17 protein-coding genes and 1 pseudogene are annotated in these 21,171 nt (G+C 38.0%); 5 read left to right on the top strand and 13 right to left on the bottom strand.

The window, feature by feature from the left end:
• Positions 1-3: 3 nt before the first annotated feature.
• Together H5092_RS13680 and H5092_RS13675 are read left to right on the top strand one after the other, a co-directional pair.
• Entirely contained in the window at positions 4-1,530 is a 1,527-nt protein-coding gene (locus H5092_RS13680; protein WP_182733718.1) for an MFS transporter, read from the top strand.
• Positions 1,531-1,606: 76 nt separating this feature from the next.
• Positions 1,607-2,608 (top strand): LacI family DNA-binding transcriptional regulator, encoded by a 1,002-nt coding sequence (locus H5092_RS13675; RefSeq protein ID WP_007583313.1) that lies wholly within the window; start codon positions 1,607-1,609, stop codon positions 2,606-2,608.
• Between the two features lie 19 nt (positions 2,609-2,627).
• Here the strand turns inward: H5092_RS13675 and H5092_RS13670 are convergent.
• Positions 2,628-2,762: pseudogene (locus H5092_RS13670) on the bottom strand (LysR family transcriptional regulator); the annotation flags it as partial.
• A 242-nt stretch (positions 2,763-3,004) separates the two neighbouring features.
• Here H5092_RS13670 and H5092_RS13665 point away from each other — a divergent pair.
• Positions 3,005-4,174, top strand: coding sequence for an MFS transporter (locus H5092_RS13665; protein ID WP_182733717.1), 1,170 nt, complete (start codon positions 3,005-3,007; stop codon positions 4,172-4,174).
• Between the two features lie 74 nt (positions 4,175-4,248).
• On the opposite strand, the gene H5092_RS13660 is transcribed toward H5092_RS13665, so the two are convergent.
• From H5092_RS13660 to H5092_RS13625, 8 genes are all read right to left on the bottom strand, one after another.
• Positions 4,249-4,764 (bottom strand): M23 family metallopeptidase, encoded by a 516-nt coding sequence (locus H5092_RS13660; RefSeq protein WP_182721431.1) that lies wholly within the window; start codon positions 4,762-4,764, stop codon positions 4,249-4,251.
• 92 nt (positions 4,765-4,856) lie between these two features.
• The gene (locus tag H5092_RS13655; RefSeq protein ID WP_182733716.1) at positions 4,857-5,123 is read right to left on the bottom strand and encodes a YrhK family protein; all 267 of its coding nucleotides are present in this window, start codon (positions 5,121-5,123) and stop codon (positions 4,857-4,859) included.
• 151 nt (positions 5,124-5,274) lie between these two features.
• On the bottom strand, positions 5,275-6,615 hold the full coding sequence (locus tag H5092_RS13650; protein ID WP_002961828.1) for an SPFH domain-containing protein: 1,341 nt from the start codon (positions 6,613-6,615) through the stop codon (positions 5,275-5,277).
• A complete protein-coding gene (locus H5092_RS13645; protein ID WP_182733715.1) occupies positions 6,608-6,946 on the bottom strand; it encodes a methanolan biosynthesis protein EpsI in 339 nt (112 codons plus the stop codon). Before H5092_RS13645 ends, H5092_RS13650 begins: the two co-directional genes overlap by 8 nt.
• 234 nt (positions 6,947-7,180) lie before the next feature.
• Positions 7,181-8,668 (bottom strand): hypothetical protein, encoded by a 1,488-nt coding sequence (locus H5092_RS13640; RefSeq protein WP_182733714.1) that lies wholly within the window; start codon positions 8,666-8,668, stop codon positions 7,181-7,183.
• 583 nt (positions 8,669-9,251) lie between these two features.
• Positions 9,252-12,344, bottom strand: a complete 3,093-nt coding sequence (locus tag H5092_RS13635) for a pilus assembly protein (RefSeq protein WP_182733713.1) — start codon at positions 12,342-12,344, stop codon at positions 9,252-9,254.
• Between the two features lie 555 nt (positions 12,345-12,899).
• Positions 12,900-13,310 (bottom strand): hypothetical protein, encoded by a 411-nt coding sequence (locus H5092_RS13630; protein WP_004336087.1) that lies wholly within the window; start codon positions 13,308-13,310, stop codon positions 12,900-12,902.
• 500 nt (positions 13,311-13,810) lie between these two features.
• Positions 13,811-14,218, bottom strand: a complete 408-nt coding sequence (locus H5092_RS13625) for a hypothetical protein (protein WP_002963253.1) — start codon at positions 14,216-14,218, stop codon at positions 13,811-13,813.
• Between the two features lie 378 nt (positions 14,219-14,596).
• Here H5092_RS13625 and H5092_RS13620 point away from each other — a divergent pair, with 378 nt between their 5' ends.
• Positions 14,597-15,145: a hypothetical protein gene (locus H5092_RS13620; RefSeq protein WP_039488156.1), complete on the top strand. Its 549-nt coding sequence runs from the start codon at positions 14,597-14,599 to the stop codon at positions 15,143-15,145.
• A gap of 77 nt (positions 15,146-15,222) precedes the next feature.
• Here the strand turns inward: H5092_RS13620 and H5092_RS13615 are convergent, their stop codons facing one another.
• The 4 genes from H5092_RS13615 to H5092_RS20730 all read right to left on the bottom strand — a co-directional run bounded on the left by H5092_RS13615 (position 15,223) and on the right by H5092_RS20730 (position 18,617).
• Positions 15,223-16,473 carry a sodium:proton antiporter gene (locus H5092_RS13615; protein WP_024590868.1) on the bottom strand — a complete coding sequence of 417 codons (1,251 nt, stop codon included), beginning with the start codon at positions 16,471-16,473 and terminating at the stop codon, positions 15,223-15,225.
• A gap of 292 nt (positions 16,474-16,765) precedes the next feature.
• Entirely contained in the window at positions 16,766-17,173 is a 408-nt protein-coding gene (locus H5092_RS13610) for a hypothetical protein (RefSeq protein WP_182733712.1), read from the bottom strand.
• A gap of 306 nt (positions 17,174-17,479) precedes the next feature.
• Positions 17,480-18,061, bottom strand: coding sequence for a hypothetical protein (locus tag H5092_RS13605; protein ID WP_182695607.1), 582 nt, complete (start codon positions 18,059-18,061; stop codon positions 17,480-17,482).
• A 4-nt stretch (positions 18,062-18,065) separates the two neighbouring features.
• Positions 18,066-18,617 (bottom strand): AHH domain-containing protein, encoded by a 552-nt coding sequence (locus H5092_RS20730; protein ID WP_310736015.1) that lies wholly within the window; start codon positions 18,615-18,617, stop codon positions 18,066-18,068.
• A 301-nt stretch (positions 18,618-18,918) separates the two neighbouring features.
• Between H5092_RS20730 and sbcB the strand changes: the two genes are divergently transcribed.
• The gene (sbcB, locus tag H5092_RS13595; RefSeq protein WP_182733711.1) at positions 18,919-20,364 is read left to right on the top strand and encodes an exodeoxyribonuclease I; all 1,446 of its coding nucleotides are present in this window, start codon (positions 18,919-18,921) and stop codon (positions 20,362-20,364) included.
• Positions 20,365-21,171 lie beyond the last annotated feature (807 nt).

Below are 21,171 nucleotides of genomic sequence, written 5' to 3'. Positions count from 1 at the left end.
ACAGTGAACAAACTCCCTTTATACGAAAAAGTCGGTTACGCCATGGGCGATGCCGGCGCTAACTTAGTGTGGCGCGGCGCGCTTGCTTATTTAGCGGTGTTTTACACCGATACATTTGGCATATCGGCAGCCGCCGCTGCCATGTTGTTTTTGGTGGTAAGGCTGTCTGATGGCGTAACCGATATTATTATGGGTATGATTGCCGACAGAACGCAGTCGCGCTTTGGTAAATTTCGCCCGTGGATACTCTACTCGGCACCGTTTTTGGGCTTGTTTATGGTGTTGTGTTTTACTACACCCGACTTTAGCACCACCAATAAACTTATTTATGCTTACGTAACTTACATAGGTTTAACGCTTGCTTACACCGTAAGTAACGTGCCCTACTCGGCACTTATGGGCGTAATGACACCAGACGATACAGAGCGCACAAAGCTCTCTGGTTTTAGGTTTGCAGGTGCGTTTACTGGTGGCTTATTGGTTATGGGTTTTTTACCTGAGCTAGTGGCATTTTTTGGTGGCGGCGACAACGCCAAAGGTTATCAGCTTACTATGTACTTATTTGCCAGCTTACTTATTATTTTAATGATTATAACGTTTGCGACCACCAAAGAGCGTGTAACACCGCATGCCTCAAATGAAGGGAATTTAAAATCAGAGTTGTTTGATTTAACCAAAAGCCTGCCATTTATAATCCTACCTTTGCTTGCTACCACCCTGTTTTTTTATTACCGCGATTTATACAGCGGCGTATTTTTTGCCCTTGTTATGGCTGCAATGACATTCGTTATTAAAAAATTACTCAATAAAGATAAACAAAGCTTAACGGGATCACAGCGCGACATGGTTGATCTTCTGACCAACAAACCTTGGTTGGTGTTACTCGGCATTGGTTTTTTAACCATGATGTTTAATGGCATAAAATACGGTGTAATTGCGTACTACTTTAAGTATCACGTAGCCAATGAACTCATGGCTGGGCAATACTTTATTGCTTTGTTGGTTGTATCTATATTTGGCGCACTTACCACAGGTAAACTGGCCGAAATTATGGGTAAACGAAACCTTTTTATTGCTTCATTAATGCTAAGCGGCATACTCACTACTGCATTTTACTGGGTACCTAGTGATAACCTTATTGCTGTATTTACCTTTGGTTGCGCTGCTGAATTTTTTGCCGCGATGATGCCAACATTATTTTTTAGTATGCTTGGTGATTCAGCCGATTATTCAGAGTGGAAAAACAAACGCCGCGCTACAGGCTTAATTTATTCTGCGGGTACATTTGTGCAAAAAACCGGTGGTGGTTTTGCAGGTGCATTAGTATTAGTGGTACTTGCAGGCTACGGCTATAACGGTATGGATGAGCTAACAATCACACAAGCCCTACCTGGTATGCAGTTACTTATGAGCTGGATACCCGCCGCATTTGCTTTTTTAGGCGCCGCATTGATGCTTATTTATCCGCTAACCTCAGCGATGACGCAAAAAATAACAGAAGACTTAGCAATTAGACGCAGTAATGTGTAAATTAACTTTTAATGACCCTTCGCACTTTATATTTTTTATAAAGTGCGAGTAAAAATACATATAAGCTAGGACATCAATGGCGACAATTTATCAAGTATCAGAAATGGCAGGTGTGTCTTTATCAACTGTTTCAAGGGTACTTAACGACAACGACTACGTAAGCAAAAAAACTAAAAAAAAGGTATTAGAAGCAATGAAAGAGCTAGGCTATCAGCCAAGTTCTATTGCTCGCTCTTTGGCGTCTAGCACTACAAACAGCGTCGGTATTTTAGTTTCTGAGTTGGATGGTCCGTTTTTTGGTCAAATGATGTCAGCCATTGAAGAGCACCTTCGTATTGCGGGTAAACACGTTATTATTACCCCTGGGCACAGTGACGAGAAAAAAGAAAAAAGCGGCTTTGAGTTTTTAATAGGCCGTAATTGCGACGCTATTATTGCCCACGTAGAAGCGGTATCAAACGAGTATCTAATTGAGTTAAGTAAAGGCAAAACCCCTATTTACTTAATGAGCCGCTACGTTAAAGAAATTGAAGAAAACTGCATTAGCCTCGACAACGTAATGGGCGGCTACTTAGCCACTAAAGCCATGATCAACAAAGGTCATAAAAACATTGCGTACATAGCAGGCCCGCAGTTTAAAGAAGACGCGTCAAATCGTTTAAAAGGTCACAAACAAGCTCTGGCAGAATACAACCTAACCTTTGACGAAAACTTATTTTACATAGGCGACTTTAAAGAAACCGGCGGCAGCGACGGCTTGAGGCATTTTATTCAAAATAAAGCGCAAATAACCGCCCTTGTATGTGCCAATGACGAAATGGCATCGGGTGCTATGAAATACGCCCGCGAACACGGTTTTAATCTACCAAAAGATTTAGCCATTATTGGGTTCGATAACGTAATTTTTACCAATTACCTCTACCCAACACTGACTACAATAGATAACCCAGTTCCCGAAATGGGCCGAGCTGCGGCTAACTTAGTACTTAAAGACATTTATAAAAAAAGCGGCATAACAGTAAAGCACGTGTTTCAGCCAAAGCTTATTTTAAGAGACTCAACACCCGACATTAATTAACTTTAAACCTAATTTAAATCTAGTTTAAATCTAAGTTATGTAATTCATTTCGCACCCACTGCGTATTTAAATATTGCTCTACGTGCTGCTGCGCAAACTTTAAAAAGTGACGTGCAGCATGCGATATGTGCCTGTCTGCTTGCATTACAAAAAAACCTATTCAGACATAAATGCTCACAAATATAAAACAATATCTACATAAAAACACTACAATAAAAAGCATAATAGATCCGATAATTTACCAAAAAGATCGTTTTAAATTTATTTATATTATTTAATAAAATATCACTTTACTTATTTTTAATTTGGCTCTAAATTCGCGCAAATTTTATTATTAAAGTAACCTCTCAAACTTTAAAACAGTGGTTATTTACCTTGATGAGTCGATAAACACACATGGCCGAATCAGCCGCCACAAGCACCTCTAACAACCCCTTAGCACCCGTTATCGGGCTGTCATTTTTTGCTATCGCATCCGGCTTTTTAATGAGCCTTATTCCGCTGTCGTTACCTGCATTTAAACTTGATGAAAACCTAGCGCCTTGGCTTGCGAGCATTTTTTACTTTGGCTTACTTATTGGCGCCACCACAATAGAGCGCATTGTGGTTAAAATCGGTCATCGCTTCGCCTTTATATTATTTTTAAGCTTATTAATAGTAAGTGTGCTTGCACAACTTGCACTACCAAATACCGTTAACTGGTTAATTGCACGATTTGTAGCAGGTGTTGCTGTTGCCGGTGTGTTTGTAGTTGTTGAGTCTTGGTTATTAATGACCAACACAGCAAAGTCGCGCGCTAAACGTCTGGGCTTATACATGACCTCGCTTTACGGGGGCAGCGCGGTTGGTCAACTTGCTATAGGGCCGCTTGGCACCGAAGGTTCAACGCCTTATTTATTTGTAGCCTCGTTATTATTTTTAGCTATTTTGGCGCCTTTATTAATAGCTAAAGGTCAGCCCGAAAAACAGCACCTTGAAAAACTACCACTAAAAGAAATAAAAACATTAAGCCACCCAGCTATGCTCGGATGCTTAGCATCGGGCTTATTACTGGGCCCTATTTACGGCTTAATGCCAGTGTATATTTCAGCACAAGTTGATCAAGCTCAGTACACAGGGACACTGATGGCGGTTATTATTTTAGGCGGCATGGTCGTGCAGCCGCTTGTGAGTTACTTATCTACTCGGCTTGAAAAAAGCTTATTGATGGGTATGTTTTGTTTAGTAGGCGCAGCCGGTGCTGTGGGTATACTACAAGCAAACACTTTAGCAGGATTAATAGTAAGCTACTTAATACTAGGCGCATGCAGCTTTGCACTTTACCCGATTGCTATAACACTTGCGTGCGACTCATTACCAATGGCAAAAATAGTATCTGCAACTGAGGTAATGCTTTTGAGTTACAGTATTGGGTCGGTATTTGGCCCTATGCTTGCTGCAAATTTATCTGATGCACCCAACGGTATTGTGTTTTATTTAGCAGGCTGTTTAATCACTACCTGTATTTATATGTTTATTAAAAGCATTAAAAATATTCGCGCGGGTAAAACCCCAGTTGCAGGCTAATTTTTAGCTTAAATACACGCTTGCTTATTAACTAATTCTAGCTGTTAAACATCTTGATTTAACAGCTAAAACTATTATTTAGCAGTGAGTTTTTTATGTGGGCTCAAAAAAAACATCTTTTTCCACCCTTGGTTTTGCGTTGTAAAAAGCCACGGCATGGGCACTAACGATAAAATAGAATAATGCACATGAGGCTGTTTTCCTGCGGCATTTCCGGTATCGCCCAGTAAGCCAATTTGACTGTTTATGCTTACTACATCACCTGTACTTACCGAGTAGTTATTTAAATGTGCAAAATAATGCACGCGCCATTTAGGCCCAAGCACCGCAACCACCTTACCACCACGAGTTAACTCACCTGCAAATATAACAATACCGCTTGTTGAGGCAACTACGGGAGTATTTTTTGTGCCAAAAATATCAATTCCTTTGTGCACACCCGACCTACCCCAAGGCTCGTACCAAAACGTGTTATGGTTCCAATCTTTACTTGTGGCACCTTGTACCGGAATCATTATTTTTTCGGGAATTAGTAAGCCTACTATTAATAAAGTAGCTATTCCAATTGCAATCCACTTAAGTACTTTCACTTTTTCTATCCTTGATATTTAAATAACTTATACTGGTAAATAAAACACCATAATAACTGAACTCATCATGAGTCGTATTTATGGTGTTTTATTTATGAAGTTTTATTTGAATGAAATACCCGACTAACATGTACTAAGCTGATCAATTTCAAAATAGGTTTTATAAGCAATTGAGCACTGCCCGCTATAAACAGCCATGTGCCACTTTCTATTAGTGAGTCATTTAAAAAGAAAAAACTGCCAGTTAAAAACCAAACAGCTATCAAAAAATCGTTAAACGCTCCCAGCGCTTCATATCGTCGCTGGATGGTAATATGCTCTTGTCCTAAATCTAAAATAAACTGATTACTGGGGTCCATAAGTACTGCTCACTCTTTTATTTCATAATTTAAAAAGCTTGTTTTCACAAGCTAAGCCGCACCATACAATAACAAAATTTACGCAATAAAAAACGCTGGCCAATGCGAATCAGCCAACGTTTTATTGTTTGTGCAATACTTAACTAATCGTTTATTTTTTCTCTTTTTCTAAACGCTTTTTAAGACTTAATGCAGCATCGGCGGCTAATAAACGCATAAATTCAGAGCCATTACTTTGCTCGCCTTGGCCTGCGCCTATTACAATTTCAGGCACTAAACGGCTATTACCTAAGCTTGTAAATAAAGCGGTTTGAATTTTAACTTCTGCTTTTAGTGTTTCATCAAATACATACTTTGGATCAAGTGCAGCAGACTTAGCTCTTAAACGAGCCTCAGCTAAAACGTCCATACCTAATGCTTCTAAACGTTGTTGCTTTAGAATCTCTTCTTGCTCTTTCGCAAGCTCCGCTTTTACAGCCACTCGTTGCTGCGCAGAAATAATGGCATTTGCCTTAATTCGTTCAGCATCAATTTGCTCTTTTATTTTTAGCTTTTCAGATTCAGCACGTTGCTTAGCAATTGCTTGTTCACCTAAAGCCACTTCGGTACGCGCTTGTTGCTCTGCTTTTTTAAGGTTTTGACGCGCTAGCGCTTCATCAGCAGCAGCCTGCTTTTGAGCTTCAAGGCGAGCATTTACTTTGCTTTCGTAGTCAATATCAATAATGCTGGCATCAACTACTGTAATACCGTAAGCGCCTAAAATAGGTGCGTTACGCAGTGTATTACCCTCATCATCCATTTTAATATTAATAGTGACACGTTGCTGTTTACTTAAATTACCTAAGTCGTCAGATTTATCGCGCTCACCCGTACTAATAATTTGTTCAGTAACAAAAATACCGTTGGTTAATTGATCAGCAAAATCTTGGCTTAATTGACCATTACCACCAGAGTAATGTTGCTCTACCGACATCATTCGCGCCGACGCTTTTACATTTTCGGTGGTTGCACGCATTAATAAATTAGATATTAATGTTTCTTGTGAACCAAACTCTTCGTGTATTTTAAGTAAACCACGTAGAGCACCCGACTCTGCTGCAGGTACATTGCCTGGCAATCTAAAACGAGAGACACCTCGTGCGCCACCTGTTGTGGTATCTAAAAATCGAATCGGAATTAACGGCACAATTGCGCTTGCTGTTGCACCAGCATCGCCCGTAAAGTTAATCGAAATTACTTTTTTATAAGCGGATGTACTACCAAATGCTTTTAAGTAAGGGCCTGCTTGATTTATTACGGTTAAGTTACCTGTAAAAGCCGATTGATGTACTAAACGCTCATCTGCTTCATTCCACGAAACAACTTGCGATGTAAGGGTTGCTATCACTACCAATACAACAACAATTGATGACACTATAATTACATTACGACGACCAAATCGACTCATAAATGAGTCACTTTTTACTGCTGGGACTGCTTTTTCGCTATCCATTTTTATTACTCTCCATGTTTAATTTCTTTTTAACAAAGTAAATAATTTCCTGTTCACTCAAATGTGCGCAAAAGCTACCAGAGCGATGTAACTCAACAAATGTTGCAAGGATTTCTTCTTTACCTTTAGCTGTTTTATCTTGGTTTTCTTGTGTTTGATTTTTTTCTGTTAGTTGAGTGATTAGTTCATCAACTATCGTGTCTTTATCAAACAGTACGTTGTATTCCTTGGATTTTCTTACCCGACTTTTATGTACGTTGCTGTAAATTACATAAAGTGCAACGAATAAAATAATAACAAGTAAACTTAACCCTATAATATAAAAAATCATAAGCTCTACTTAAATTAGTTTAAATACTTAATGAGCAATAACAATTGTAAGCATCACTTAACAAATGTTAACCCAGTAATTTTACAGTAAACCCGAGTAAAAAACAGATTAAAAATAAAGTTCATCAGGTATACAATTATAACCGCACATAAAAGTAAGCTTTTTCAAACAAAAAATGCCAGTCAGTTATTAACTGACTGGCACTAAGCTAATATTAATTAAAGTGCTTTTACATTATTCGCATTGCACCCAATCAACACCATTTTCACTGCATTCATGCAGCATTGTTCCATCTTCTCGGCGGGTATCTCTAAACCATTTCCCTTCAATTGTTTTAATAATACGTACGTTGTCTGTGGTTTTGTATTTACGCCAAAAGCTAGCATCAATAGATGTTTCGTCATCAAACTTATAGGGCATAGCAGCGAGTACGGTCACTAAATCTTGAGTTTCTAAGTCAGTAGCTTTGTCTTTAACATTTACCCAATCAGATAATGTTTGAAAGTCGGCATTTTCTTCTCTAAAGGCAAAGTCAGTTTGGTAAAACGATCCTGACTCAGTATAGCTAATGCTAAAACCTCGCTCGAACGGTGTATCTAAATTAGCACTAACGCATTCATCTGCTGTAGGAAAGTTAACCGATGGGCTAGTATTAGCAACGCCATAAAGCACATTGCTTTGCTCAAAACTAACGTTCTCAATGCTAGAGCATCGGTAAGTACGATCGGCGTTAATGTAAACATCGTCTCTAACTGTTAATTTTCCATTTAACGATTCTTCGCCCCAAGGCGTATCTATTGAATCCAATCGAGACAAAATAACGTCAATTTTGTCGAGTTCGTCTGTATTTTGAAGCTTTACTTGCTCATAAATAAGTTCAGCGCCTGCAAAAATAACTTTGTCGCGGTACCATGCATTTTCAAACCCATACTCTGCATCTTTTGCTGTGTCTTGATAAATCACTGCTCTTACTTCTTCTGCATCAGAATACTGAGCATCTAGCTCTTGCTTGAATTTATAGGCCGCTTTTAGTCCCTTAACAATTGCTTGTGCTCTGTCGTAAGCGTCGCTGTCGTTAGTAGCGATAAAATCTGAGTAAATTTGCTCTGTCGACAAATTATAATGCGCAACCAAGTTTTGCATAACATTTGTTATTTCGCTTTGAAGGTTTGCAAGTAGCTCAGTATTTTCTTTAAGTGCATCACAACTTAAATTATTGTTACCACTTTTTTGGAATTGAAGGCTCAACTGCTCCCAAATAACGGTTGTTAAAGGTGATATATTTCGAATATCTTCATCAGTCAAAGCCTCAATTGAGGGTGGAAATGACATTTGATACGCTTGTGTTACCTCGCCTAAGTCCTCGTCAATTGCGCCAACCGGTACATCAACGTACATAGTTGAATACGGCACACACAGCGCCTGCTCTTCTGTAAAATTAAAACTATAATTACCCGATTCTTCAGAGACTACAGAAGGTTCTGATTGCTCGTCAAAAGTACCATCGCCATCAATATCCAGCCATACTATTGCACCAGATACATAACCATCAATAACCTTTCCTGTAAGAGAGATAGTGTTAACTTCTACGGAATCTACTTTTATAGGATCTGGCTTAGCTACAACTGGCTCTACAACGGCCGCTTTATCACCGCCACCACATCCAACAAGGCCTAGCGTAAACGCTAATGAAATAGCTAACTGACTTTTTTTAAAAAACATACAAAGACTTCCTTTTTTGCACTTTAATTATTATTAAAAATCATATTGTTATAAGTTACTTTAATACAAAATAAGTAATGCCAATCTGCTTATATATGGGATCTAGTTAACGTTAAGAAAATTATGCTAGAACGAGGCGAAAATTTTTGTATCTAGTTGTTCTAAATAAAATTTTAACGACGTTATAGTGCAATTTAATTTGTTAAATTACTCAAAGATTTATGCAGGTTGGTATAAATTTAAACAACAGAAATTTATTGAATTTTTATGGGGGGATGGCAACAAGTTAACATGCCCTGTACCTATATAGTGACACAGCATGTTATATTTAGCTCTTACATTTGTTAATTAAATATAACAAATGCCAGCTATTATTAACCAATATGGACTACAGGCACCCAATCTAAAGGGCTTGAGTGATAGGCAGTATTTTGTAAATGAATGTGTATTATACATGGGTTGGTTTAGAGCCCTTCGAAAACTCTAAACCAATTATATAAGCAAACCATTAGCATTTTTGATTTGCTCTTAAAATTGAAAAGCCACCTAACTAAGGTGGCTTATGTTTATTGCATTGTGTTTTTTAAAGTGCCTGAGTATCGTTTTCTTCGCGTTTATAAATATATGTTTGTTGGGTTTTAAAGCCAAAACCAATTGGTTCAGCGCCATTTACTAGCTTAACTTTTCCACCTTCAACATTTAAATTTGGCCCAAGTATTTCAATAGCTTTTATCGGCTTATCAGAACCTTTAACCCCAGGGCCTATTAAATAAAACTGACTAACTTGCGTTACATCCGTTGCATCATCCCAATCGCACTTACCATCCGCATCATTATCTGCACACGACGGGCCTTCCCCAAAAAATAGTTTCGGTGTATCTGGTACATCATTACTTGTTGCAAATTTCACATCGTCATAAACCTTCGTTCCATAATGCAAATGAAAGGCATAAAGCGAACCACCGCCACCCGTTAACGAACATTGGTTTTGCGTTGATGATGAAGATGCAGGCGTAAAGGAAGTAAAGTACGCAACCCCACCAACGACTGTTGCTGCAGCAAGAGACTTTTCACCCGTCTCTAATTCGTATCGCCACCCTTTAAATTCGGCTAACTTAACTTCAAGATTAACAAATTTATCAACGTCATCAAGTGCGTTACCAAATGGGTCTTCATTCATTTTCATTAAATCATCTGGCACTATTGGGGCTGGAAATTCAGTAAATATTTTTGTTAGGGTGTTTTCATCACGGATCATATACAACTGATCTTGCTCATTAGTAGCAAGTGGGTTTGAACGATTTCCGCTACCTATAACTATTGCGTCGTACGGGGTATCTAAACGGGTGGTGATCATTTCACCACCATAATTGGTTTTAGTAACTTTACTAAACAGCGTTCTAGCAACTAATGGTTTGTAAAAAAAACGTCTGTCTTGCGACGCTAATGTACTGCCAAGCTCTGCAAATTTAAAATGGGTAATATCACCTTCATCTTCACTAGGAATATCTACTCGCCAAATATTACCGCCAGTATCTGTTGCATAAATTCGGTCGATATACCCGTCGTAATCTGAGTCAAGCGTAGTTACATCCGCTGCAATACTGTGCTCTCCGGTAAAACCATTTTCATCTGGAGTCAGCGCCCATACCTTTTCGCCAGTTTTAGCATTAACAATGTAGATACCTAGTCCGGTTTCATCTGTTGTTCTAATCGCATTATCTTTGTTTGTATCATAGCCTGCGCCAAATATTAGCAATGGATCCTCACCAAAGGCTTTAATGTATGCAATTTGAGGTTTAGACCATGTTTGCGCTAAGTATTTAAATTCTTCTGAGCCACCAACAATAGGCTTATTCCATAATTTTTTAGGTTCGTTAGGGTCACTTATATCAAGCGCGTAGTAATTTTTACCGCCTCTGCGCATACCTGCAAATGCCCACACTTCATCACCATCACTTGCTCTAATAACACCATCGTTTAACCCTTCGCTATTTGAGCCTTTATTATTAAAGAACACACTTATAGGCCCATCCATGCCATACACTTTTGTATTTGCAAGATTACTACGCAAAGCAGGAATGTTTTTTAATAAGGCAGCAGGTGTAAAAGCCCACTTTTCTTCAACAGTATCGCCTTTGTCTTCAAACATATGTAAAAAGCCGGCATTAGTACCAACAAGTATGTGAATACTTCCATCGCCGTAATCTATAGATACCGGCTTTGAATGCAAAGGGTCGCCAAAAATATTGATTCGCTGATCTACTGATGAGTTATCACCATCTTCATTGTCAACATCAACCCCTCGTGCCCAGCTAATATCACTCTCCTGTAAAGTTAGCCCGATATTAGGAATCAAATCAGGGGCAAGATCGGTAACTGTACCTGTCGCTAAATTTAAAATGGTTTGTACTTTATCAAAAGTAAAATCAATAATACTGCCCGTTTTATCTATGTAGATTTTACGGCTATCAGGGTCTAAAGTTGATAAAAGTAAATTTACGCCACCCTGGGCTACTAAATTCCCATCTGCAGGCTTATTAGTTGGCAGCCAAAATGTTCGCGCTTTCTCATCAATTAACCCATTTTCATCAAGGGCTATTTGATCAGTTGAATCGACTATATTTGCGCCTGACACTTTTAGCTTTTTTAAATTCCCGCTCCAACGTGCGCCTGTTTCTGGGTAAAACATCGCAAAGTAAATTGACTCTCGGCTACGTGTTTGGTCAACATTATTACTTGCTACCGTAGGTGATGAAAAACTATCGTTAACTTCGCGTATTTTCGATATTGTATTATTAAGCGCTTCAGAAAGTTCAGTTGATGTATCTGCATGTAAGTACTCGCCGCCGCCCAATAAAGCGGTTTTTTCTAATAACTTTTTACCATTTGTACTCATGCCACTACCAAAACCGATAGTAAAAACGCGTCCGGTATCAGCAACCTCTGGCGTAGTATCGTACAAGTCAACTTCAACATCTCTTGTACCATGTATTATCTGAGCTAAAGCGGCTAGATAACTATTACTTGTTTTAGAAGGATTTGAGCCAAAAGTAGATTTGTATAATGATTTGATATCATCGTTTCGGTTAGTATCACTTTGAGGATCACCGTCAGTCATCAAAATTAAATTGATTGAATTATCACAACGTACATCGGCACCAACTGCTTGGGTAAATGGTGATATGTATCGAGAGTTATTGTCGTAATATAGCGAACCAGTTTCAGCAGAAAAATCCCGCTCATTTGAGTTTTGTCCGTAGTACACTTTCTGACCTGTTAGATACAAGTAGGCTTCCCATAGGGTTTCTGTAACTGGGGTACTACCAGCCGCTGGTAAACTGTGAATTTGGCTTAAAATTGTAGAATGGGGAGATCCAAGACCTGCCATAATATAGCCGCCATTATCATTTTTAAAACGCATCAAACCAAAATCGATAGAGCTATTATCAGTAACCAACTGACTCATTGCACTGATGCCGGCATCTACTTTTCTAATACCGTTGGGTAAAAAGTTTTTCATACTTCCAGATGTATCAAAAACAATGATTACACGTGGTTTTTCGTCGGTTTCAACATTATGGTTTACGTATAGCTCTATATCTTCGGCAAATACAGAAAGGCTAATACCCACCCCGAATAACAAGGCAGCTATTTTTTTTAGTTTAAATTGCATTTTTAAATCCCTTTATTTGCGCTTTTTATTTTTATTGCGCAAGTTAATAACTACTCTATTCCCTGTTTAATTTTTAGTAAGATTGAGGTGGGACTAAAAATAAAACAAAAGTCATATCTAGCTATTCATCACAAAACAGTGATTAGCATCCACGTGGCGTCAATGCTATAAAATATATATTACTTCGATTTTCAAATAAAAACAGACTAAAGTCAAAGACATTAGGTTTTATTATCAATTAAAAACAACAGCTTAAATAAAACAATCCCGTTTTACTGCACAGTTGAATCATGCTAAAAAACTATATTTTTACCTATGTTTCTATATTTATAGATCTATGTTTTAGGTAACAAGTACTTACCAATATAAATTAGTAACGTAAGACTCTAAAAATCACCTTTAAAAACACTATTATTCAGTAAAACTGTTTTATTAAAAGAAGTGTGTTTATAGGTAACTACGGTTATTCAAACATACAAAAAAGCCCATATTAGGTGCTACCTAATATGGGCTTTTATACTCTCGCTAAATTATAAGCGCTTGATACAAGCATTCTTATAAAGATAACTCTTTTTTAGCGCGAGTTAAGTTATGTGTTACAAGTGAGTTTTTAGAAATTTGAACCGCTTCATATAAATCAGAAATACCAGCAGTGTCTTTTTGAGCCTTAATACGTGCTACACCACGGTTACTTAATGCAAACGATGTAAGTTCACGTACTTTTAAACGCGGACCATGGCTTTGCTTAAGCAATGCAATTGCTTGTGTACAAATAGCTTCTGCTTCTTCGTAGTTTCTTGCTTCAACATTTAAAGCACAGCTATTAAATGACTTTTCAAATGCGGGTGCTGCAGTTACAGAGTCTTCAATAACCATTAATTTATAATCACCTTGATTAGCCATTGCAGCAGCTGAGCAAGTTAATAATGAGCCAAGAGCGATGGTTTTTAAAAGTGTAAATTTCATGATTATATTCCTAATTAATTAAGTCGTACTTGTTGCCGACAACTAAACTTTAGAGTGTTAGCTCAATTACCACAAACGATAAAAACAAACCTAATAAGTGAATAAATCTAACCTATAGACTTTAGTCTAACACTTGTAAAAATACTTAGTAATTACAATTAGTTAAAAACCATGAAAATCACTAAACAATAAATAGCAAAATACATTTTTTTATTTTTTAATAATACCAATTCGCTTAATTAAGTGATCTATTTTGAGGATGGAAAAACGTGTTGATAGCTAGGCAAAAAATTCGCTATTTGGTTGTTCTAAATGAGAATTTTTTAACGCAGGTAGCGACACGTTTAGCCCCGCAAAATGATTATGTATTATTGCGAATTGGTATAACACAATACAAAGTTAATAAACACGAAAAAGCCGATGTTGGGGTTTAACCCAATATCGGCTTTTTTACTCTCGCTATTTTATATTATGCTTTAGTAAGCACTTTATAAAAGACCTTATAGAGATAATTCTTCTTTAGCGCGAGTTAAGTTGTGCGATACCATTGAGCTGTTAGACAATTTTGATGCTTCGTATAAATCAGCAAGTGCAGCTGTATCGTTATGCGCTTTTAAACGTGCAACACCACGGTTGCTTAATGCGAATGACGTAAGTTGGCGTACTTTAAATTTAGGGCCATCTGCGTCTTTTAAAAGTGCGATTGCTTTAGTACAAATTGCTTCAGCCTCAGCGTAGTTTTTTGACTTAACATTCAGTGCGCAGCTATTAAATGATTGCTCAAGTGGCTGTGGCGCTGTTGCAGTTTCAATAACCATTAATTTGTAATCACTTTGATCAGCCATTGCAGCAGCTGAACATGTTAATAGTGAGCTAAGAGCGATAGTTTTGATAAGTGTAAATTTCATGATTAATTTCCTGTAAGTTAAGTCGTACTTGTTGCCGACAACTTAACTTTAGAGAATTAACACAACTCCGACAAACGATTAAAACAAACCTAATAAGTGAAGAAAATTAACCTATAGACCTTAGTCTAATATGCTTAAGCTTTTTCTATATATTTAAACAACTTACGCACCAACAATCATGCCTAAAATCGCTACTTTACGTTTTAAAATGTATATAATTATTTATGCTTATTTTTAGTTGGTTTTATTTTAAACACCTTGCTTTGGCATAGCTGAATAACAATCAAACAAATTTATACATTTAATTACATGCAATACTAAGTCATGTATTTATAATTACAGCTCTGGTAACTTTTCATCATTAATGGGTTAACTTTTTTGAAACACATACTTCCTCTTTTTGTTTTATTAAGCACGCTTTTATCATTTAGCCAAAATGCTAACGCAAGGCTTTTGCTCGGTAATGACATGCCTAACACCGGTATGTTTATAAAATCAGAATTTAATGGCGATAGCAGCATTACATCTGCGGGTGTAGAAATGATGGTTAAGCAAAATTACAGTAACTTTGGTGTTGTTTTTACAAGCGCAATTGGCGCGGCAGTAATCGATAATAAACAAGGCGAGCAAGAAGAATTTATAACGTGGGACAATGGCATGAAGCTTGGTTATTTTAATGACTTTTTTATATACGCCGAGCTTGGCTTAGATCTGTTCGAACTCGCCTTTAAAAACGATAGAGGCGATAACACCTACCAAATAGAAAAATCGAACAACGACATAGACGGCTACGCAGGTATAGGTGCGGGTTATCACTTTAAGCCATTTAAAATAGAAGTATTTACCCGAGCACGCCAAATAGATGGCGACTACTGGGAAGCACAAGAACATATTTACAGCGGTGTGCAGCTCAGCTTTACGTTTTAATTGCCCTTTTGTTTTATAAGAAAAATAAAAAGCGTGTGAAATACAGCTATTTCACACGCTTTTTAAAAAAATTATATTTAACGGATAGTTTTGGCTACTTTACCAATACTCAAACCCTGAATTAAAATAGAAAACACCACAACCGCATAAGTAAGAGCCAACAAAATATCGCGCTCGTTCCCATCAGGTAATTGCAATACCAATGCAACCGAAATACCACCGCGCAAACCACCCCAGGTTAAAACTTTCCACGCGCCAGATGGCAACTCTAATTGCTTATTAAATGTAGTGGTTGTTATACCCACAACAATTAAACGTGCGAGTAACGCTATTAAAATTGTTAAGCCACCAGCAATAAACAAATTACTCGAAAATGCAATCATGACGACTTCAAGCCCTATGAGTACAAATAAAATGGCATTTAAAATTTCGTCAATCAGTTCCCAAAATAAATCAACGTAGTGGCGTGTTTTATCGCTCATAGCCATACTACGACCATGATTGCCCACCATTAACCCCATCATTACCATTGCAAGTGGGCCCGACAAATGCCAATGGCTTGCAAGTGCATAACCACCAATAACGCCCGCTAAAGTAAGGAGTACTTCTTCTTGGTAACTATCAATACTTTTAAGTAAGTAATATAAAATACCACCTAATACCAAACCAAAAACAATACCGCCACCGGCTTCAACCGCCAGCGTGTGTGCCACATAATAGGTTGTAGGAATATCACCACTTGATAAAACACCCAATAAAAGCACAAAAATAACCACGCCAATACCATCGTTAAACAACGATTCACCTGCAATCACGGTTTCAATACTTTTAGGCGCACCCGCAGATTGTAAAATTCCCATTACCGCAATCGGATCGGTTGGCGAAATTAATGCGCCAAACAGTAAACACCAAATAAATGCTAAATCAAAACCAAGCAAAGGAAGCACTAAATAAAGCGCACCAGCAATAATAACCGTTGATAGCAACGTACCAACACAGGCCAAAATACCTATTGGCAATTTATAGCGCCTTAAATCGCTAACATTTACATGTAGCGCCCCAGCAAAAAGTAGCATAGAGAGCATGCCATCGAGCAAAACTTCAGTAAAATCTAACTGATCGAGCAAGCTCACTTCGTAATCTATAAGATCATCAAACCCTAAAAAGCCCAAAAATATAGCGCCGATAGATAAAAGCATCGAAATAACCATAACGCCAATGGTTGTCGGCAAGCCAATAAAGCGATGGTTTACATAGGTGAGTAACGCGGTAATTGATAAAAATATCGCACTTATTTCAAGTACGCTTAGGCTGGTTCCTGGTGCCATGGTTTAAATCTCAATATTTATTTAATGATGCCTTGCTCAAAATAAGCAAAGCAGAAGGGTTATTATTTTTATACGGTTATCTCGCATTATATTCGTGTAGCCTAAACAAGCATACCCAAAATATTAATTATAAATACACACCCTACTCTGTTAACGTATTTAAAGTATTAACTCACGCGTTAAATAAAACAAAAAAACCCATGTTAGGAATTAACCTAACATGGGTTTTTTTACTCTCGCTATTTTATAACATGCTTTTGGTAAGCACTTTATAGAAGCGTTTATAAAGTGCTTATAAAGAAAGCTCTTCTTTAGCGCGAGTTAAGTTATGCGATACCATTGCACTTTTAGACATTTCATTTGCTTCGTATAAATCAGCAAGGCCAGCAGTATCGTTGTTCGCTTTTAAACGTGCAACACCACGGTTGCTTAATGCGAATGACGTAAGTTGGCGCACTTTAAATTTAGGGCCATCTGCGTCTTTTAAAAGCGCAATTGCTTTAGTACAAATTGCTTCAGCCTCAGCGTAATTTTTTGACTTAACATTCAGTGCACAGCTATTAAATGATTGCTCAAGTGGCTGTGGCGCTGTTGCAGTTTCAATAACCATTAATTTGTAATCACTTTGCTCAGCCATTGCAGCAGCTGAACATGTAAGTAGTGAGCTAAGAGCGATAGTTTTGATAAGAGTAAGTTTCATGGTCGTAGTCCTGTTGGTTAAGCCGTGCTTGTTGCCGACAACTGAACTTTAGAGAATTAACACAAAATCGACAAACGATTAAAACAAACCTAATAAGTGAAGAAAATTAACTTATAGACTTTAGTCTAATGCCAAATTACTAATTTACAAAAGTTTAAGAACCTTATTTTTAGTTGGGTTATCAGTGATGCTGAAAACCATACAAGTACCTTTAATGACATGGACCAAATAGGTTAATGGATTAGTTTACTTAAGAAGTAAACTAATCAGCAATCATAACAGCCCGCTAGTTTTGGGATAACGTATTTATATTACATTAACTTCTGTAAATTTTAGGCCTTTTAAATTATGGCTTTTAACCAAGTCATATAAGCCCCCTTCTTCATCCGTACAAAAGGTAAATATTCCAGCTCCTTTCACTTTAAACAACCCACCGTGTTTTATAGCATTCTTGCTTAAAGCGAGTTTTTTAAAGCGCCTGATTCTATTTACACGACCATTCTTCATGTTCAACTCTGTGTGCTCTTGGTTAATTGCGTCTTGTTGCTCTAGAATATTTAACGCGAACCATTCTTCACCATTAAGATTTAGTGGTAAAAATTCACAGCATTCTCTAAGTGTTGGCTCAAACATACCTTTTAAAGGTGCTGGAATTACGAAAGCCATTGCTCCCCAGCCTGCTACATCGGGTTTATTAGTAGGAGTTTCACCTTCGACTATTAACCAATCAACATCTACAACACGCCAGTCATCACCTTTTGAGTTGCCGTTAAAAGTATAAATATCGTTGCTTGTTAACTGTATTGACTGCTCGAACATTGTTTCTTGTAACAGCAAATATTCACCAGCATCAACGCTAACAGCATAAACTTTATTAAATTCTTTCATTTAATTACCTTGGTATCATATTTGATAATTCTTCATGTAGTGGGAAATCACCGCTTTGTAATTCGTCGCCAATATCTCTAAGTAACTCTATTACACCTGTGCGCCCTAAACCTTCAGCTATAGTATCGGTAAGTAAAGCTTCTACGTTTAAGAAATATTCGCTTGTGTGGGTTTTTGTATGTGCTTCAGCCATAGGCATTGCATCCATTGGAGTATGTTTAGCAAATCTAGGAAGAAATACTCCATTTGCTTCATGGTCAATATCGATTCCAAAGCCTGCGAGTCTAAGCCTAGCCTTTGAAGCTCGGGGATCGTCCCAAGCGACTATATGGTGAGCCGCCATATTTTCACCTCTTTCCCTACCTGCTGCAATCATATTTCTACTTAGTTTAATACTGTGCCGCTTATTATGCTCCCACCGTACATGCCTACTAAGTATTAAGTCATCTTTACTTATAAGCCCTTTTTTATAACGTGCTGAATCAATAATTTCGCCTCGATAGTAAATAGCATATTGAGTAGCTTGGTTTTTAGCAATTGAGGGATTACCAGTCACGGTGAGAAGGTCTTGCTCTAACTATTGAACGGTTACGTACTCTTTTGTATTAGAAGGCATGCTAAATTTATTCCTTTAAAATGATTTTAATACTCCTGCTTAAATAGTGTCATTTTGGTAACTAAATGCAATATGGGAACAAAACTCAAGCTTGACGTATTATTCCAAAGTTCCGTGAATATCATTTCTCACCCAAACCTATAAACTCCCTCGCCCATATGCCATAATCTAAATAATTCATTATTTTAGTAACTTGGCGCGTATTTAGGCGCTTTTAAGTTAACTACTCAGGGTTTTCAGCATGGCATATCAAGAGCAAAATCAAGCAACAATCTATTGGCACGACTACGAGACTTGGGGGGCGAGCCCTCAAAAGGATAAGCCGAGCCAATTTGCGGGTATTCGTACCGATCTTGATTTAAATATAATTGGCGAGCCGCTTATTGAATATTGTAAGCCGCAAGCGGATTACTTGCCTCACCCTGAGGCATGTTTAATTACGGGTATTACGCCACAAGTGGCGATGAAAAAAGGCCTGGTTGAAGCTGAGTTTATAGCAAAAATTCATGCCGAATTTAGCGTGCCAAACACCTGTGTTGCGGGTTACAACAGTATTCGGTTTGATGACGAAATAAGCCGTTATAGCTTTTACCGTAACTTTTACGACCCGTACGAGCGCGAATATAAAAATAACAATAGTCGCTGGGATATTATTGATTTAGTACGCGCTTGCTATGCGCTTCGCCCTGAAGGGATTGAATGGCCGTTAAAAGAAGACGGCAGCCCAAGCTTTAAGCTAGAGCATTTAACGGTAGCCAATGGTATTGAACACGCCGCAGCGCACGATGCGCTAAGCGACGTAACCGCTACTATTGCATTGGCTAAACTAATAAAAGAAAAACAGCCAAAGCTGTATAACTTCTTTTTTGGACTGCGTGGCAAAAAAGCACTCGCTGAATTGGTTGATGTTTTTAATATGACGCCGCTGGTGCATACCACGTCGCGCATACCAGCAACGCAAGGCTGTACTAGCTGGGTTGCACCAATGAGCTTTCATCCGGTAAATAAAAACGCGGTTATTTGTTTTGATTTAACCCAAAGCCCGCAAGTACTCATTGATTTAAACGTAGAAGAATTACGCAAACGTTTATACACCAAACGTGTAGATTTAGCCGAGGGTGAATTACCTGTTGGCTTAAAACTGGTGCATTTAAACAAGTGCCCTATTTTAGCCCCAGCTAAAACATTATTGCCTGAAAATGCCGCTCGCCTTGGGATTGACCGCGAGCAGTGCTTAGCTAACTTAGCTATTTTAAAAGCCAATACCGACCTTCGCGATAAAGTAACCGAAGTGTTTAACGAGCAAGGCGATTACAGCGCAACCACTAACGTTGACTACTTACTTTACGATGGGTTTACAAGCCATGCCGATAAAGCTAAGTTTGCGATTATTCGTGATGCACAACCAGATGAATTAGCTGGATTGAAGTTAGACTTTGAAGATAAAAAGTTTAATACCTTGTTGTTTAGATACCGTGCCCGTAACTGGCCTGAAACGCTAAACCAGCAAGAGCTTGACCAATGGCGCCAGTATTGCCAAAACAAGCTAATGCACGGGGAAGATCAACCATCAATTAACGCGCAAGATTTTATGATCACCCTTGAAAACCTAGCGCATGAACATGACGACAGCGAAAAAAATCTTACAATTTTAAAGGCGCTGTATAACTACGCTCAAAGCATGTAATTTGCTTTAAGTTTGTTTATATAACGCATTAAAAACGCGACGCTTTAGCAATAAAGCGTCGCGTTTTTGTTTATAAATATCTGTACCACTTAAAACAAAGCAAAATCTATTTCACAAAGAGAAGCGAATGAGGAGTAAATGAGAAGACATAAAAACAATAATTTTTTAGATCTATTACTTCCTCTAAAAGCGCAGCGCCTCTCAACCTCTTTGTGAATAAATTACTTTACGGTCTTTGCCCGTCACGCAAGCAAGCTTCGCGTCTACAAGTAAAACTCATATCGAAACTTTGGGGTAAACGTAGAGCTTGCTCACGTGAAAAGCACCGCTTTTTAATTACTTAAATAAAACTCTATTCACAAAGAGAAGCGAATGAGGAGTAAATGAGAAGACATAAAAGCAACAAACGTTTTAAACTTATTAATTCCTCTAAAAGCGCAGCGCCTCATAACCTCTTTGTGAATAAATCACTTTACGGGCTTTGCCCGTCACGCAAGCAAGCTTCGCGTCTACAAGTAAAACTCATATCGACACTTTGGGGTAAACGTAGAGCTCGCTCACGTGAAAAGCGTAGCTTTTAATTACTTAAATAAAAATCTATTTCACAAAAAGAAGCGAATGAGGAGTAAATGAGAAAACATAAAGACCAACAATCTTTTTTATCTATCACTGCCTCTAAAAGCGCAGCGCCTCATAACCTCATTGTGAATAAATCTTACGGGCTTTGCCCGTCACGCAAGCAAGCTTCGCGTCTACAAATTAAACCCACAGTTAAACTTTGGCGGTAAACGTAGAGCTCGCTCACGT

This window comes from Pseudoalteromonas sp. SR41-7 (assembly GCF_014163935.1).
GTDB lineage: Bacteria > Pseudomonadota > Gammaproteobacteria > Enterobacterales > Alteromonadaceae > Pseudoalteromonas > Pseudoalteromonas distincta.
Note: the sequence above shows the minus strand (reverse complement) of the source record. Positions and strands in the feature narration are given on the sequence as shown.